Origin of the sequence: Citrobacter sp. L55, assembly GCF_002850715.1 — a bacterium.
In the GTDB taxonomy this organism is placed as follows: Bacteria; Pseudomonadota; Gammaproteobacteria; order Enterobacterales; family Enterobacteriaceae; genus Citrobacter; species Citrobacter braakii.
Genome location: NZ_KZ559402.1, coordinates 73302 through 89356, shown reverse-complemented (window position 1 = coordinate 89356; position 16055 = coordinate 73302). Strand labels below are relative to the sequence as shown.

The 16055-nt window shown below is 53.6% G+C and carries 11 protein-coding genes; 3 read left to right on the top strand and 8 right to left on the bottom strand.

The genetic code is table 11. From position 1 onward, the window contains the following. Positions 1-13: 13 nt before the first annotated feature. The 5 genes from B9P82_RS10515 to ytfQ form a co-directional block, all read right to left on the bottom strand. A complete protein-coding gene (locus B9P82_RS10515; protein ID WP_016155535.1) occupies positions 14-1126 on the bottom strand; it encodes a methyl-accepting chemotaxis protein in 1113 nt (370 codons plus the stop codon). A 103-nt stretch (positions 1127-1229) separates the two neighbouring features. After that, on the bottom strand, positions 1230-2231 hold the full coding sequence (gene yjfF / locus B9P82_RS10510) for a galactofuranose ABC transporter, permease protein YjfF (protein WP_016151457.1): 1002 nt from the start codon (positions 2229-2231) through the stop codon (positions 1230-1232). Next, the gene (ytfT, locus tag B9P82_RS10505; RefSeq protein WP_049041877.1) at positions 2218-3240 is read right to left on the bottom strand and encodes a galactofuranose ABC transporter, ATP-binding protein YtfT; all 1023 of its coding nucleotides are present in this window, start codon (positions 3238-3240) and stop codon (positions 2218-2220) included. Before ytfT ends, yjfF begins: the two co-directional genes overlap by 14 nt. A 13-nt stretch (positions 3241-3253) precedes the next feature. Then, positions 3254-4756, bottom strand: coding sequence for a galactofuranose ABC transporter, ATP-binding protein YtfR (ytfR, locus tag B9P82_RS10500; RefSeq protein ID WP_046275826.1), 1503 nt, complete (start codon positions 4754-4756; stop codon positions 3254-3256). Between the two features lie 85 nt (positions 4757-4841). Continuing rightward, positions 4842-5798, bottom strand: a complete 957-nt coding sequence (gene ytfQ, locus B9P82_RS10495) for a galactofuranose ABC transporter substrate-binding protein YtfQ (RefSeq protein ID WP_016151454.1) — start codon at positions 5796-5798, stop codon at positions 4842-4844. Positions 5799-6107: 309 nt separating this feature from the next. Here ytfQ and ppa point away from each other — a divergent pair, with 309 nt between their 5' ends. From ppa to B9P82_RS10480, 3 genes are all read left to right on the top strand, one after another. Continuing rightward, the gene (gene ppa, locus B9P82_RS10490) at positions 6108-6635 is read left to right on the top strand and encodes an inorganic diphosphatase (protein ID WP_003025726.1); all 528 of its coding nucleotides are present in this window, start codon (positions 6108-6110) and stop codon (positions 6633-6635) included. 198 nt (positions 6636-6833) lie between these two features. Then, positions 6834-7904 carry a 7-bladed beta-propeller protein YncE gene (locus B9P82_RS10485; protein WP_016155531.1) on the top strand — a complete coding sequence of 357 codons (1071 nt, stop codon included), beginning with the start codon at positions 6834-6836 and terminating at the stop codon, positions 7902-7904. An 83-nt stretch (positions 7905-7987) separates the two neighbouring features. Beyond that, entirely contained in the window at positions 7988-9997 is a 2010-nt protein-coding gene (locus B9P82_RS10480; protein WP_101700311.1) for a TonB-dependent receptor domain-containing protein, read from the top strand. 42 nt (positions 9998-10039) lie between these two features. Here the strand turns inward: B9P82_RS10480 and B9P82_RS10475 are convergent, their stop codons facing one another. Genes B9P82_RS10475 through tamA form a run of 3 tightly spaced genes read right to left on the bottom strand, consistent with a single transcriptional unit; the run spans position 10040 to position 15893 of the window. Beyond that, positions 10040-10384, bottom strand: a complete 345-nt coding sequence (locus tag B9P82_RS10475; protein WP_016151451.1) for a gamma-glutamylcyclotransferase family protein — start codon at positions 10382-10384, stop codon at positions 10040-10042. A gap of 2 nt (positions 10385-10386) precedes the next feature. Next, entirely contained in the window at positions 10387-14163 is a 3777-nt protein-coding gene (tamB, locus tag B9P82_RS10470) for an autotransporter assembly complex protein TamB (RefSeq protein ID WP_094761015.1), read from the bottom strand. Then, entirely contained in the window at positions 14160-15893 is a 1734-nt protein-coding gene (tamA, locus tag B9P82_RS10465) for an autotransporter assembly complex protein TamA (protein ID WP_016155528.1), read from the bottom strand. Before tamA ends, tamB begins: the two co-directional genes overlap by 4 nt. Positions 15894-16055: the final 162 nt, after the last annotated feature.

Below are 16055 nucleotides of genomic sequence, written 5' to 3'. Positions count from 1 at the left end.
GCAAATTTATCCCTTACGCCGTTTGTACTTTAAACGCCGCCATTGCTTCGAGCAGCGCATGTGACTGCTCTTCCAGCGAGCGGGTAGCCGCTGAAGATTGCTGTACCAGCGCCGCATTTTGCTGCGCCGTTTCATCCATCTGAATCACCGCGATATTCACCTGCTCAATGCCGCGACTCTGTTCCTGCGACGCGCTGGCAATTTCACGCATCAGTTTGGTCATGCGCATCACTTCATTGGCAATCTCATCCATGGTTTCGCCCGCCTGCTGCGCCAGCTCGCTGCCTTCTCCCACGTGGGTGTGTGAATCGCTGATTAACGTGCGGATCTCTTTTGCCGCCTCGGCGCTGCGGCTGGCCAGATTACGCACTTCACCCGCAACGACCGCAAAGCCCCGCCCTTGCTCACCGGCACGCGCCGCTTCAACAGAAGCATTGAGCGCCAGGATATTGGTCTGGAAAGCAATACCGTCGATTACGCTGAGGATGTCGGCGATTCGGCTGGAACTGCCGGAAATATCGCGCATTTTCTCAATCACATAGCACACCATCTCACTGCCGCGATCGGCGGTATCCGACACCGATTTTGCCAACTGGTGTGCCTGTTCCGCGTTCTGCGCATTCTGTTTCACGGTCGCCGTGAGTTCTTCCATACTGGCGGCGGTCTGCTCCAGCGAAGTGGCTGTCGATTCAGTACGTTGTGCCAGATGCTGGTTCCCGGCCGTCAGCTCACGGCTACCAATATCAATTTGTAAACTGGCATCGCGGACACGCTGTACCGAGTCGCCCAGCGCATGGCGCATTTCATCCATTGCCGCGTTCAGACGGTTGAATTCGGCGCTGGCCGACAGCGCGGTAACCGGCGACAAATCCCCCGTCGCCAGGCGTTCCAGTTGCTCAACCATATTATCCAGCGGCTTGAGAAACTTATTTCGCAGCATGAACCAAATCACCGCCAGCAATGCGAGGGCAGCCAACATCGAGGCACTCATAATACCGTGGTAAATCAACGAAGTAATGATACGGGTAGAGGCATACAGCCCCATACCGCCGGTCAGCAACAGAAGGAACGTCAGCAGAGACAATAACACCAACAAACTTGATCGAATTGAAAGGGATTTTGGCATCGTTATATTTCCGGTTGTAGGGTTAAAACAGACCTGTACAGAACCTATCGACTACAACCGGAAAAAGTTTAGGTATTTAAATGTTTATTGAAAAATCAGGATGTTACTTTGGTGTTGCCGCCGTCCCCACTCTAGTTACTGGCGAGCTTTGACGATTTTCCCAAAGTACCGTCAGGCCGCGCTGTAAGGCAATAAAAATAAACAATAAAATGCCAATCGCGATCTTCGTCCACCAGGAACTTAATGTGCCATCAAAATTAATGTAGGTCTGGATCAACCCCTGAATGGCGACACCAAACAACGTTCCTAACACCGTACCGACCCCGCCGCTCAACAGCGTTCCGCCAATCACGACTGAGGCAATCGCATCCAGCTCAACGCCGACGCCCGCCAGCGCATAACCTGCCTGGGTGTAAATTGAAAAGACAATGCCGGCAAGCGTCGCAAGCCCGGTCGACAGCATATAGATACGGATCGTCGTGCTGCGGGTTGAGATCCCCATCAGGTTGGCAGAGGTGGCGTTGCCGCCAATCGCGTAAACCTGATTACCAAAGCGCGTACGGTGCGCCAGGAATATGCCAATGACGACTACCGCCAGCATCAGCAATCCCATTGCACTCAGGCGACCGCCGCCGGGAATTTTCCATGCCAGGCTTGAGAGCATGTCATAAACCGGATGGTTAATTGGGATCGACTCTTCAGACACCAGATAGCTGACGCCGCGCAGGAAGAACATTCCCGCCAGGGTAATAATGAATGCCGGGATCTTCAGTGCATCAATCAGTAACCCCATAAACGCGCCAAACGCGCAGCCCATCAGCAGAATCAGGGGAAACGCCAACAGCGGAGATATACCCCAGTAGCCAATGGCCTTCGCCAGAAATACGCCGGTAAACGCGATCACCGAGCCAACGGACAGGTCGATCCCGCCAGAGAGAATCACGAAGGTCATGCCCACGGCGATGATGCCCAGAAAAGCGTTATCGGTCAGGATATTGCAGATAACTCTGGTTGAAGCAAAAGCCGGAAACTGTGTCAGGCAGTAAAGGTAACCCAGTACAAATACGCCGAGGGTGATCATCAGCGGTAAATTACGTTTTATCATGACCACGCACTCCTTTTATCAGGCTGATAAAGCGTTGTGATTGCACGACCAGCACACACAACACCACCACGGCTTTGACCACCTGATTTAATTCTGGCTGGAAGCCCGACAGTAAAATCCCGGTGTTCATGCCCTGAATAATCAATGCCCCGATCACCGACAGCAGCAGATTAAAGCGCCCGCCCATCAGCGAGCCGCCGCCGATGACTACCGCCAGGATGGCATCCAGTTCCAGCCACAATCCGGCGTTATTGGCATCTGCCCCGCGGATATCCGCCGTGACGATAATGCCGGCGATAGCCGCACACAGACCGCTCAGCACATAGGTGAGCATCACGATAATGCGCGTGTTCACCCCGGCGTTTTTTGCCGCACGAATGTTGATGCCTACCGCTTCAATAAACATCCCCAGCGCCGTTTTACGCGTCAGTAACCAGAACACCACCAGCGTTAGCAGGGCAATGATCACTGGCGTGGGGAACAGTAAGAGCGAGCCGCTGCCAAACCACGACAGTTCGGGCGAATTGAAGGTGACGATCTGCCCGGAGGTGATAAGCTGCGCCACTCCGCGCCCGGCCACCATCAGGATTAGCGTGGCAACGAACGGTTGGATCTTGAGGATTGCCACCAGAATCCCGTTCCATAACCCTGCCAGAATGCCGGAGCCTAAGGCGGCAAGCAGCACCACCGGCAAACTGTGCCCGGCCACCGTCATCGCCGCGGTGGTGGCACCGGCAATGGCCATGACGGCGCCCACGGAAAGGTCGATGCCGCCGGTGGCAATCACCAGCGTCATGCCAATCGCTAACAGCGCCACGGGGGCGGCACGGTTGAGAATATCAATCGGGCTACCGAACAGCCGACCATCTTGCAAAATCACCTGATAAAAGTGCGGCGCGACCAGGCTATCCACCAGCAGCACCAGCAGTAGCGCCACCAGTTGTGGCATGCCCTTTGGCCAGCGGAATCGCCGTTGCGGCGGAGTGGATTGAGGGAGAGATTGAGGCATCACCATAGTCTCCTTAGGCCGCAATGGCGTTCATGATCGCCGGTACGGACAATTCAGCCAGCGGGATCTCGGCCACCTGTTTGCGATCGCGCATAATAATGACCCGATCGGCATAGCCCACTAACTCTTCCAGTTCGGATGAAATCACCAGCAGCGCCAGACCATCCGCGCACAGCGTTTCGATCAGGCGGATGATCTCGGCATGCGCGCCGACGTCGATCCCACGCGTAGGTTCATCGAGGATCAGGAACTGCGGTTTGGTCAGTAACCAGCGCGAGAGCAATACTTTTTGCTGATTGCCGCCGGAGAGGAATTCGATCGGCTGTTCAGCGTTGGGGGTGCGAATTCCGAGCTGGCGGATAAAACGCTCGGCAATCTCATTTTGTTCTTTCCGCGGAATAGGCCGCAGCCAGCCACGCTGCGCCTGTAATGCCAGAATGATGTTTTCCCGCACCGAAGCGGCGGCGATAATACCATCCGTTTTGCGATCCTCCGGACAGAAGCCGATCCCCAGACACGAAGCCTGATGCGGCGATCGCAAGGTCTGCGCTTTGCCTTTGATCAGCGCACTGCCGCTGTCGGCGGGTTTAATACCGAAGATCACCTCCGCCGTTTCCGTTCGCCCGGATCCCAGCAGTCCAGCGAGACCGACGATCTCACCAGGACGCACCTGTAGATCAAACGGCGCGATGGTGCCTTTCTTGCCAAAGTCGCTAAAGGCCGCCACTGGTTTATCACTCAGCAACGTACGGCCCGCACGCTGTAGCGCATGGGTATCCAGTTCGCGACCCAGCATCATTTTGACCAGTTCGATCTGTGGCAGTTCGCGGGTTTCACGGCAGCCAACGAAGCCGCCGTTACGCAGAACGGTAATGCGATCGCTGACCTGATAGACCTGATCGAGGAAATGGGTAACGAAGATCAGACTGACGCCCCGATCGCGCAGATGCCGCATCAGGCCGAACAGCATTTCTACCTCCTGGGTATCAAGACTGGCGGTGGGCTCATCGAGGATCAGCACTTTCGCGGAGAGATCGATCGCCCGACAGATGGCGACGATCTGCTGCATCGCCACGGAAAAGCGGTTCAGCGGCTCGCGCACGTCGAGTGAAAAACCGTATGACGCCATTAACTCCGTCGCGCGTTTTTCCATCTGCTTGCGCAGCAGCAGGCCAAAACGCCGCGGTTCACGGCCAATAAACAAGTTATCCGCTACCGACATATTGGGCAGCAGATTCACTTCCTGATACACGGTACCGATCCCCAACTGCTGGGCATGGGCGGTATTTTTGGGGGAGATAGGCTGGCCTTCGAGCCAGATCGTGCCGCGATCGGCATGGTAAACGCCGGTCAGGGCTTTGATTAGCGTCGATTTACCGGCTCCGTTTTCTCCCAGCAGCGCCATAATCTCACCGCGACGCAAGCTGAAATCCACGTTATCCAGCGCTTTGACGCCGGGAAAGAATTTGCTTAATCCTTCGGTGCGGAGGATTTCCTGATGGGGGTCGGTGGTCATGGCATTCCTCCGGTACGAAATCACGGCCTTTTCGTAGGCCTGATAAGCGCAACGCCATCAGGCCTACGGAAGACCGGCAGCAAAACTAGTAGCCCATGTTTTTCTTCTTCTCTAACTCTTCTTTCGCCGTATCCGGCAGATAGAGGATCGACTTGGTAATGGTCAGCTTCTCAGGCATCGTGCCGTCTTTTTTGAATTTCTCTAGCGCGTCGAATGCCGGGCCTGCCATATTCGGCGTCAGCTCGACGCTGGCGTTGGCTTCACCGTCAATCATTGCTTTGTAGATATCCGGTACGCCGTCGATGGAACCGGTCAGAATATCTTTGCCGGGTTTCAGGCCTGCTTCTTTAATCGCCTGGATTGCCCCGATCACCATGTCATCGTTGTGGGCGTAAACCATGCAGATGTTCTTGCCATTGTTTTCCGCTTTGATAAAGCTCTCCATCACTTCTTTCCCTTTACTGCGGGTGAAGTCGCCGGACTGTGAGCGGATAATCTTAATGTTTGGCGCGTTGGCGATGGCTTCAGCAAACCCTTTTTTACGATCGATGGCCACGCTGGCCCCGACGGTCCCTTGCAGCTCAACGACGTTACACGGCTTGCCGTTCACCTGTTTAATCAACCAGTCGCCGATCAATTTACCTTCCAGCACGTTGTCGGCGGTGACTGTGGTCATATAGAGAGATTTGTCTTTTACATCGATGGAACGATCGAGCAAAAAGACCGGAATGTCGGCATCTTTAGCTTCTTTTAAAACCGGTTCCCAACCCGTTGCCACGACCGGCGCAATAAAGATGGCGTCAACGCCCTGCGCAACAAATGAGCGAACTGCTTTAATCTGGTTTTCCTGCTTTTGCTGGCCGTCAGCGATTTTCAGCGTAATACCACGCTTTTCAGCCTCGCTTTTCGCAACGTTGGTTTCTGCGGCGCGCCAGCCGGATTCAGAGCCAACTTGCGAAAATCCTACGGTTAAAGGGGCTGCCATTGCCATAGACGACATGGCTGCCGAAACTGCTGTGACTAAAAGTAAGCGCTTCCACATAAGTGCGTCCTCGTAGGGTGATTATTGTTGGTTAATAAACCGTCGCGAAAAAACTATAGACAATTGAGCATGTAACGAATTGCGTTACATCACACTTCAAAAAAGTAAATAAAACGTTAATCACAACTTTGTAATCGCTTTCATCCCGCTATGAAAAATGCGGCTGAAGATATGGATTTTTCTGTCACGAGAGAGGGGTAAAAAGAAGAAAATGAGCGCAGAGAAAGCGAAAACAAGCGGAGACATTCAGCGCGAGTTGGCTATAATACCCGCCACTTGTTTGCCATAGCTTATTTAAAGGAAACAGACATGAGCTTACTCAACGTCCCTGCCGGTAAAGATCTGCCGGAAGATATCTACGTTGTTATCGAGATCCCTGCCAACGCAGATCCGATCAAATACGAAGTTGACAAAGAGAGCGGCGCCCTGTTCGTTGACCGCTTCATGTCCACCGCGATGTTCTATCCGTGCAACTACGGTTACATCAACCACACCCTGTCTCTGGACGGTGACCCGGTAGACGTTCTTGTCCCGACTCCGTACCCGCTGGAGCCAGGTTCAGTGATCCGCTGCCGTCCGGTTGGCGTACTGAAAATGACTGACGAATCCGGTGAAGATGCGAAACTGGTTGCGGTTCCGCACACTAAGCTGAGCAAAGAATACGATCACATCAAAGATGTGACCGACCTGCCGGAACTGCTGAAAGCGCAGATCACCCACTTCTTCGAACACTACAAAGATCTCGAAGCGGGCAAATGGGTGAAAGTTGACGGTTGGGACAACGCTGAAGCCGCTAAAGCTGAAATCGTTGCTTCTTTCGAGCGCGCGAAGAAGTAAGTTCGCGTTAGCTTAAAACCCTGAACGCCAGTCTCTGGTTAGTAAGGGTTTTTAAATTTCTACTTCTACCACCTCTCCCCTTCGCTGTTTTCTTTTTGACCTACCAGAATGGGTAGTCACATTTCATTTATCTTAATTGCGAATGATATTAGATCTCATTATCATTCTCAGCATGTAAATAAATGTGAATAAAAGTCAATGAACCTCCACAATGTGAAGTCCCTGAAACGCTATTCCTGCGTGGCACTCGCCACAGCGCTGTTATTTACCAGCCTGTCCAGCGTGGCGCAGACGCTACCTGAGAAAGATTTTCTGACTCGCGATGTCGGTAACGGCGTGTATGAGCTGGCGGTTGATAGCCAGCAGAATGCGCTTTTTGTCGCCTCGTCGCCGTCGTTTGATAAAGATAAAACCAGCGGGCTTATCTACAAACTCGATCTGGAGAAACTCACGACGACTGAAGTCATCGACACCAGTCGTCGTGCCTTTGCCACCGCGCTGGATGAAGAAAACCAGGTGCTGTATGTCGGCAACACGCTGGAAGGTTCAGTAACGCTAGTCGATACCCGCAGCGGTAAAGAGCTGGCGATACTGCAACTGAGCGAAGCCAAAAACCCGAAAGATATTGTTCATACGCGTGAAATGGTGCTCGATAAACAGCACCACCGTCTGTACGTTTCCGGCGTGGCTGAAAAGGGCATAGTCTGGGTGGTGGACACACAAAAGCGCGAGAAAATCGCCACCCTCGAGAACATGGGCCAGTACCCGACCGGCATGGCCGTGGATGCAAATAAGAACCGCCTGTATGTTGTGAATGGCCGAAACGAACTTATTACGCTGGATACCACCAACCATCAAATTATTAATCGCTTTACCATTGAGCCAGATAAAAAACATTTTTTCCTGAATATTGCCCTGGATGCAAAAAATAACCGCGCATTCCTGACCGATCCGGATTTAGCGGACGTACTGGTTGTTGATCTTAATACCGGTAAGGTTATTGCACCAATTAAGGTTATTAACTCGCTGGCAGTGATATATAACGAAAAACGCCAGGAAGTTTATATCACCCACCGTAATGCTAAACGCATCAGCATTGTGAACAGCAAGACCTATCAGGTAAAACAAAGCATTGAAACCAATGCCTTACCTAACAGTCTGGCGCTCTCGGCAGATGCTAACACCCTGTACGTCAGCGTCAAACAGTCGGAAAAAATGACAGGTGTGAAGCCCGACTACGTGCTGAAAATCGATCTCTCTAAATATTAATAATTAAAAAACTATCTGCACCTTGCAGCTTTTTTGAGCTGCAAGGTGATGTTTTTATTTTTTACTTTTCAGGTGTCTATATTATGAAAACGCGTCAACTTATTACGCTGACAGGGATCGTTGCATTCTCAGGCGGTGTTATTTTCCCCACCCAGGCAGAAGAACTCACCGAGACCTCACGCACTAGCGAAGATGAAATGGTGATCACCGCATCCGGATTCTCGCAGCAAAAACGCGAAGCGCCGGCCACTATTTCAGTTATCGATCGTAACACGCTGGATATTCAGCCGGACCGTAGCATCGGTGAAGCCATTAAAAACCTTCCCGGCGTCTCGGTCACCAACAGCAGTGGCATGAACGCCGGTAGCATTATGATCCGCGGCATGGACCCGTCCTATACCGCTTTTATGGTCAACAGCGTCAAACAAAATACCGGTGAATCTCGCCCTTACGGACATGATATTGGTACTGAAGCCAACTTCTTACCGCCAATGGAGGCCATTGAGCGTATTGAAGTTATCCGTGGGCCGATGTCCTCGCTGTACGGTTCAGACGCCATCGGCGGTGTGGTTAACGTCATTACCAAAAAACCGTACGGCGCAAAAGAGTGGACCACGGCAATTGCTGCCAATACCTGGCTGCAGGAACACCAGTATTTAGGTAATACCAGCCAGATGAATTTGTTTACCATGGGGCCGATTGTGCCCGATGTTCTCGGCCTTAGCGTGGCGGCCGACTGGCTTGACCGTCGCGATGACGATCGCAATAACTATTTTGGCAAACACAATCGTAAATCCGTTGATATGACATTGGGCCTGGCCGCCAGCGAGAATAACCTGTTCGATCTCAACGTGGTCACCGGTGAGCAGGAAAAAAACCGTACCCAGAAACGCGGTGCGCCGTGGTCATGGCTGTTCGATCGTAACGCCGCCACCCTGACGCATACCGGCTGGTATGCAGACGACACCATCGCGACGACCAACTACATAAACTATGAAAAAGGCCGTTCGAAGTACGTTTATGACGGACAATCCCCGCAGTATGTGCAGATGGAGAACTACGTCGCCAATTCGCAAACCACTTTCACGCTCGACACCCATAAACTGACCGTTGGGGCGAATTTCACGCGCGAAGAGCTGAATGACCGCTTTGATGTGGCCAACAAAACGCTGCCCGGATCTGACCCGGTGACCAAAATCAGCCGTAACGGTTGGGCATTGTTTGCTGAAGACGGCTGGAGCATTGGCGATTTCATCCTGACCACGTCAGCGAGGATGGACCAGGATGACAATTTTGGCACACATATTACGCCGAAAATGTACGGTAACTGGGCCTTTAGCAATGACTGGGCGCTGAAAGGCGGCGTTTCCGCAGGCTATAAAAAACCGGAGCTGCGTGCGACGTCCAGCAACTTCGTAACCCCTTACGGCTCAACCGTACCTTATCCCTTCCTCACCGTTGGTAACGACGACCTGAAACCTGAACAAAGCGTTAACTCTGAACTTGGCCTCTACTGGACGGGAGATGCGCTATCGGTCGACAGCACCGTCTTCTATACGCAGTTCAAAGACAAAATTGCTGAACAAACTATTTGTGAAACCACGTCGACGAACCAGTGCTCCGTCAACGGCTACAACGCGGATTCCGTCAGTAAATACTTCAACGTCAGCGAGGCGGATGTATACGGTATAGAACTGAATGCCGACTGGCAGATTACCGCCGATGTAAAAGCCAACGCTAACTACACCTGGAACCACAGCGAACAAAAAAGCGGCGTTAACAAAGGCTACGCGCTAAACGATTATCCGCGCCATATGGCGAATCTGTCGCTGAACTGGGCGGCAACGCAAAGCCTGGACGTATGGAGTACGGTGAATTATCGCAGCAGTAACCGCAACAGCGGCAATAACTATAAATACGATGACTACACGATGGTGGACGTAGGCGTACGTTATCAGCTCAATAAGCACACGCAACTGATGGCTGGGGTCTACAACGTGCTGGATGAGGATCCGAAACTGACAACCGCGTGGAACGAATCCGCACAGGTGGAAGGACGCCGCTATAACCTCGGCGCGCGCGTGGAGTTTTGAATCCAGAATAAAACAACGCCACCCGAGGGTGGCGTGTTCATATCAGTACTGGTCTCGGTCTAACCAGTTACCGCTTTCAATCAGCGTTAAGCCATCAACCGGACGTTGGTACACGTACATCCATGCACTTCCGTACGGCGTTTGAATTAACTGGCGTGCGTATTCACCGCCACGGGTACGCAGAGCGTCAAGCTCTGCCAGCGTGGCGTTATCAATACGATAAACTTCCCCGTGTACTGTTCCCTCTCCTGGAACGGCGCCTGGATAGTGGCCCAGGCTATACAACTGGTAGTTGTCGATACTGAAATTTCCCAGCAACAGGGCATTGGTCATCCAGTGGCTGTTGCCTTGTTTGGTTCGTAAACTGCCGTAGACAAATATTCGCATTGCTAAAACTCGAACTGATAGAGCAAATCAAGTGCCTGATCTACGCCAGACACTGCTTCCAGATATAGCTTAGGCATCAGACGATAACGTAGCGTGAGTGTCGCTAAGGAGTCAAATATACCCACACCATATTTCACCTGCAGACCTGGCAGTACGTATCCGCTGACAACCACCTGAGATGAATCACCCACCCCTTGTGTGTCCAGTGCCAGATTGCTTACGCCAAATGTCTCCCCGATTTTACCCACAACCTGACCACTTTGTGCAACCCCCAGACCAATAAGCATTGAAGTCATTGCCGCGCTGTCGCTCTGTTCGCTATCCAGTCCTTGTCCGCGTAGCAGGTAGGAAAGTGCCATTTGCTGCGACATCGCCGGGTCGGAGAAGATTTCTGCCTTCGGTTCATCAGCGGTTCCCGTGACGCGAACCCCGGCGATCACGTCGTCTTCGGTGGCTTCCGGGTTACGAATTGCTTCGATGTTGAGTAACGGCTGATCCGGCGGACCGGAGAACAACAGCTCGCCCTTACGCACAATCAGATCCTGACCATAGGCATGGAAACGTCCGCTCGGAATATTAATTTGTCCGTTCAGCCCCAGTCCCTGCTTATCCTGCACCACTTTCAGATCGCCCGTCAGACGCGCTTTCAGACCAAAGGCGTCAATACGCACGTTGTTACCGACGTGGATGTTCAGGTTGCTGTTGATCGGAATACCTGCTGTCTGCGGTTTCTCCGGTTGCAGATTGTTGTTAAGCATGACCATATCGCTGGAAACCCCTACCGCGCTCTCCGGCAGGTCGTGTACCACGATACGCGCCCACGGCACATCCACGTTGCCATCGAGGGTAAACAGGCTCGGTGTGGCTTCAAAGACCACGTCCGGCGATACGTCCAGGCGGACCATCGGCGGCACGGTAATACGAACCCTGCTGCCTTTAGCCGCAACGCGCGCCCGCCAGTTGTCTATCTGACTCCAGTCGGCATCGCCGCTCAGGTTAATTTCGCCCTGCTGCGTACGCACCACGCCCGCCAGCGTTGAGCGTGTTCCGGTGAAGTTAACGGCTAACTGGCTTGGCTGCATGTCAAACGGCATAAAGTTGCCGTCGATATCCAGACCGCTCAGTTGCAGTTGTCCGAGCAGTTGCGGGCTTTGCACATCACCGCCCAGACGTAGGTTGGCGTTGATCACCCCAGCCGCTTTTTCACCGCGCGAGAAAATGGGGTTCACCATCGCCAGATTGAAGTTGCGGATGTTGACGTTGCCGCCGAGACTGCGGCGTCCTTGCGGATCAGTCACCTGCACCTGGCCGTCAAACTGCCCGTTGTTGGTCAGGCGAATCAGCCAGCCCAGCTCGGCACGGTTATTGTGCAGGTCGGCGGTCAGATTCAGCGTTTCAAACGCCACAGGGAGCGGCGCATCGTTCACGCTTTGCGTGACCTTCACATTACGTCCGCTCAGTGTAACCTGCCCCTGCGGCAGCCCCTCTTTGGTGGTGTCCCAGCTCACATCTGCTTTGCCAGTGAAAACTCCGCTGGCCTGGGTTGTATCCGGCATAAACGGTTTTAGCATCGCCAGGTCAAAGCGGTTAAGGTTCACCACCGCGCGTCCTTGTGCACCGGCATCAATGGTTTGCGGTACGCACAGTTCCGCATTCGGGTTGTTCCAGCAGTGCGGCCCAATGCTGATTTTCTGTTCCTGATTGCGATAATCCAGCGCGACAGGGCGGTTAAGGGACCACGGTCCGACCGGCGTCTGGAAGCGGGTATCGCTTAACGCACCTTTCCAGCGCTGCTCTTGGCGATCAAAGCTACCTGCCAGGGAGAGCTGCCCGGAGACCGGTTCCCCCTGAATGCGCAGCTGCAGCTCATGCTGCTTTTCGCTACCTTTGGCATTGAGCGTCACCAGGCCAATATTCACGTCAGGCTGTACAATCCGCTCTACGCGAACGTTGAGATTACCAGCGATTTGCTCTGCCGATTTCACGTCGCCTTCGACGCGCACCTGAGCGACGGACAGCTCCTGCCAGCGCAGACCCCGGGCGGTGATATCCGCCAGCAGCTGTGGCGCTTCAACCGTACCGCGAACTTTTACCAGCCCTTTCGCCGTACCGCCCAGTCCAGGCAGCGCGTTATCCAGGCTCGGGGCATCAATCGTCGCGTCGAGATTGAGGTCTTTGACCCCCAGTTCCCCTTTCACATCGGCGCTGTTGCGTCCCAGTTCCAGATGCAGGCCCGGGATCGTCCACTGCAGGTAGCTGTTACCCTTCAGCGAACCGTGCACATTAACCTTGTTCTGCTTCACGTTGCCGGTCAGCTTCAGCTCGGGCACCTCCATCTGCCAGCTTCCGCCGTACAGACTGCCGCGAGTTTTCACAAGGCCATTCAGTTTTGATGGCCACTCCGGGATCGCTTTCGCCGTGTTGATGCCATCCAGCGTTAGCTCCCCGCGCCAGCTGATCGCCTGCTGCCAGTCCACCAGCGCTTTCAGCTCAGCTTTCCCTTCCAGCGCCGCAACGCTGAGTTTGTCGAGATTGATCTGCTGTTCGTTGCCTTTGGCGTCCAGCGTGATGGTAGCCGGAGGAATATCCTGACCTTTCACAGCGGTACGCATCGACAGCGTATAGTCGGTCATCTTACCGGTCAGTTTGAGCTTGATGTCATCAGCCTGGAACTGCTTGTCGCCGGTAAACGGCCAGTAAACCTGCTTACTCACCACCTCAAGGTTGAGCGGCAATCCGGCTTCCGCCAGACGCGCCTGCGCCCGCAGATCCATATCCACCGGACCAGACAGATTTACGCCGACTTCCAGCTGTTCACGCAGCGCGCCGCCGACCTTCAGCTTCACCTTTTCGCCTTTTAACGGGTCCACGTTGAGCGTGCTGTTTAACGTAATATCGACCGGCCACGTGTCGGTCAGTTGCGCCGTGCCGCTGGCTTTTACCGTCCCCTGATTCGAGTCGATATCCAGTGCATCGAGTTTCATGTTGCCGTCAATGCTGCTCACTTTCAGCAGCATGTTATGTACCGTTAAATCCGTATCCCCGGTCACGCGCAGCTGCTCGCCGCGAAACGCTTCAATGTTGAGATTGAGCGGCAGATGGACATCGGTCATTTCCGGCAGCACCGGCTTTGAGAACAGATCTTTTAGCGTTTCGCCGAGCGGTTTTTCATCCGGTTGCGGATTTTGAATCTTTGGTTCGACAACCTCTTCCTGCGCCACTTCCGCCACTTTAGGCAGGGCAATCAGCAGCCCCTGTAATGACGTTGGCTTCAGGGTCAGCGTTTTTTCCTGCCAGTTCAGGCCGGAGGTAAATTCCAGCACCGAAACCGTGGTGTCATCGATTTTGATATTGATGTTGTTCAGCGCCACGCGCGAAAGCGTGATTGGGTAAGGTGTGGAAAGGTTAAGCGGACCGCTCTCTTCCTCTTCAACCGGCGCTGATGGCGGCATCTTTTTGCTGTCGATCGCCACGTTGATATTTTTCAGCGACAGATCGTTGACGCACAGGCTGCTGTCCCACAGGCAGTTAAGCCCCACGGCCAGATGCACTTCGCCAGCATTCACCGCCACGCCAGGTTGGTCATAACGAATATTTTTGAGCGATAAATCCCGCCAGCCGCCGGTGACCTGACCAATCTCCAGCCCCGGAACCCAACGATTCGCCGCTTTGAAGATCAGATGCAGGCCCGAAGTGGTGCCGACGAGGAACGCCACCGTGCCTAACAACAGCAGGATAAAAATCAGCACGCCGAGGCTTATCTTCTTCCATAAACTCATAATTCAGGCCCCAGACCGATGTAAAACTGTAAACCATGTTCATCTTTGTCGCCCACAGGGACAGCAAAGTCGAGCTTGATGGGTCCCACTGGCGATTGCCAGCGTACGCCGACCCCGGCACCGGTTTTGAAATCGCTTCTGCGGATATCGCTGACCGCTTCGCCGCTATCGACAAACATCGCGCCCCACCATTTTCCGGTCACGTTGTACTGATATTCCAACGAGCCGGTCGCCAGCTTCGAGGCCCCTTTCAGCTTGCCGTCGCTGCCTTCAGGCGAAATAGATTTGTATTTGTAGCCGCGAATGCTGCGATCGCCCCCGGCGAAGAAACGCAGATCCGGCGGTACTTTGTCGAAGTCCCCGGTTTCGATCCAGCCGAGGTTGCCGCGCATCACAAAGCGATGACGATCGTACAGCGTGCGGATCCAGACGTTTTGCGCCTGGAAGACGGAGAAATCAACGTCTGAACCCCAGGCCGTGTTGGAGTAATCGATAGAATAACGTTGGGAGTCGCCCCAGACTGGCATCAAACCGCCGCGCGAGCGCGTCCGGCTGATCATCACGCCCGGATAGAGCAGCATGGTGGTGTTAGTGACGTTACCCTGGGTAAAGTGGTCGAGGCTCCAGCGCAGGTTAATCGCGCGCTGCCAGCCGCTGGAGAGATCCCAGTAGCGGGAAACCGCAAGCGTAGTGGAGTCCTGCTCGGTATCGTTTAAATCGGTACGCTTAAAGCCCCCCTGCACCAGGTAATACTGCTCCAGCGGGTTCTTTAATAGCGGCATTTTATAACTGAAATCAAGAACCTGCTCTGGCGCAGAGATGCTGGCGCTGGTGGTCAGGCTGTGGCCATAGGAGTTCATCCACGGCTTTTTCCACGAGGTCTTCACCCGTGGACCGACGTCAGTTGAGTAACCGACCCCGGTTTCGATGGTATTTTCAGTTCGCGGCGACACCACGCCTTTCAGCGGCAGCACTTTGGTTTCACGGGCTTTATCAAATTCTGGTGCGACGACCACGGAATTAAACCATCCGGTCGCCGACAGACGACGGTTCAGTTCGCCCAAATCTTTCGACTCGTACTCTTCACCCTCTTTAAAGGGCACCAGATTTTGCAGGTACTCATCGCGAATTTGCGAGCCTTCAAAAGTGACATGGCCAAAGCGATAGCGTTCACCGCTGTTGTAATCGATATCCCAGAATGCCTGGCGGCGTTCGAGCGCTATCCCAAGCTGGCTTTTATTAAATTCACTGTCGAAATAGCCTTTGCGCAGCGCTACGCTGGTGAGTGATTTTTTGAAGTTATCATAGTCCCCCTGATTCAGAACGGTGCCGATTGCCGGTCGCGTTTTCAGCAGATCCAGGTAATCTTTATCCGTACGTGCGCCACCGCGCAGAATCACTTCGGTGCCGCCAATCAGCACCGGCTCACCAGGGGTCACTTTGGCAATCAGCACCTGGCGTCCTTTCGCCGGCGGCGGACGCAGCTCAAAATCAATGGTTGGCTCAAAGTAGCCCAGCGCTTTTAGCCCTTCGCGGATGGCATCATCAACGCGCGCACGAAAGCGTCGGTCTGGAGTGACTTCATCACTTTGAATCGTGGATAGCTGCGCACGGACGTTTTTCTCCAGCGGTCCTGATAATCCTTCGACCTGTAAGCGAACATTCGCTGCGGCGGCGGAGCCACTTAAGCACAGTAATCCCACCCAACATAACTGACGGATATGTGGCACATTTTCTCCTGAATATCCTTTTTTCCCACCCCTGGAAAAAAATACTATGCCGTTCCTCGGCTTAACAAAAAATCAACAATAAGAGTTGAAAAACAGACGACAACCCAAATATTTCTTATGTTTAACTCTAGACGTATTCACGCCGTTTATTGTGGGCAAAGA

Excerpts from the sequence above, each read along its gene's own strand:
- B9P82_RS10515 (WP_016155535.1), bottom strand. The coding sequence starts at position 1,126 with ATGCCAAAATCCCTTTCAATTCGATCAAGTTTGTTGGTGTTATTGTCT.
- yjfF (WP_016151457.1), bottom strand. The coding sequence starts at position 2,231 with ATGATAAAACGTAATTTACCGCTGATGATCACCCTCGGCGTATTTGTA.
- ytfT (WP_049041877.1), bottom strand. The coding sequence starts at position 3,240 with ATGCCTCAATCTCTCCCTCAATCCACTCCGCCGCAACGGCGATTCCGC.
- ytfR (WP_046275826.1), bottom strand. The coding sequence starts at position 4,756 with ATGACCACCGACCCCCATCAGGAAATCCTCCGCACCGAAGGATTAAGC.
- ytfQ (WP_016151454.1), bottom strand. The coding sequence starts at position 5,798 with ATGTGGAAGCGCTTACTTTTAGTCACAGCAGTTTCGGCAGCCATGTCG.
- ppa (WP_003025726.1), top strand. The coding sequence starts at position 6,108 with ATGAGCTTACTCAACGTCCCTGCCGGTAAAGATCTGCCGGAAGATATC.
- B9P82_RS10485 (WP_016155531.1), top strand. The coding sequence starts at position 6,834 with ATGAACCTCCACAATGTGAAGTCCCTGAAACGCTATTCCTGCGTGGCA.
- B9P82_RS10480 (WP_101700311.1), top strand. The coding sequence starts at position 7,988 with ATGAAAACGCGTCAACTTATTACGCTGACAGGGATCGTTGCATTCTCA.
- B9P82_RS10475 (WP_016151451.1), bottom strand. The coding sequence starts at position 10,384 with ATGCGAATATTTGTCTACGGCAGTTTACGAACCAAACAAGGCAACAGC.
- tamB (WP_094761015.1), bottom strand. The coding sequence starts at position 14,163 with ATGAGTTTATGGAAGAAGATAAGCCTCGGCGTGCTGATTTTTATCCTG.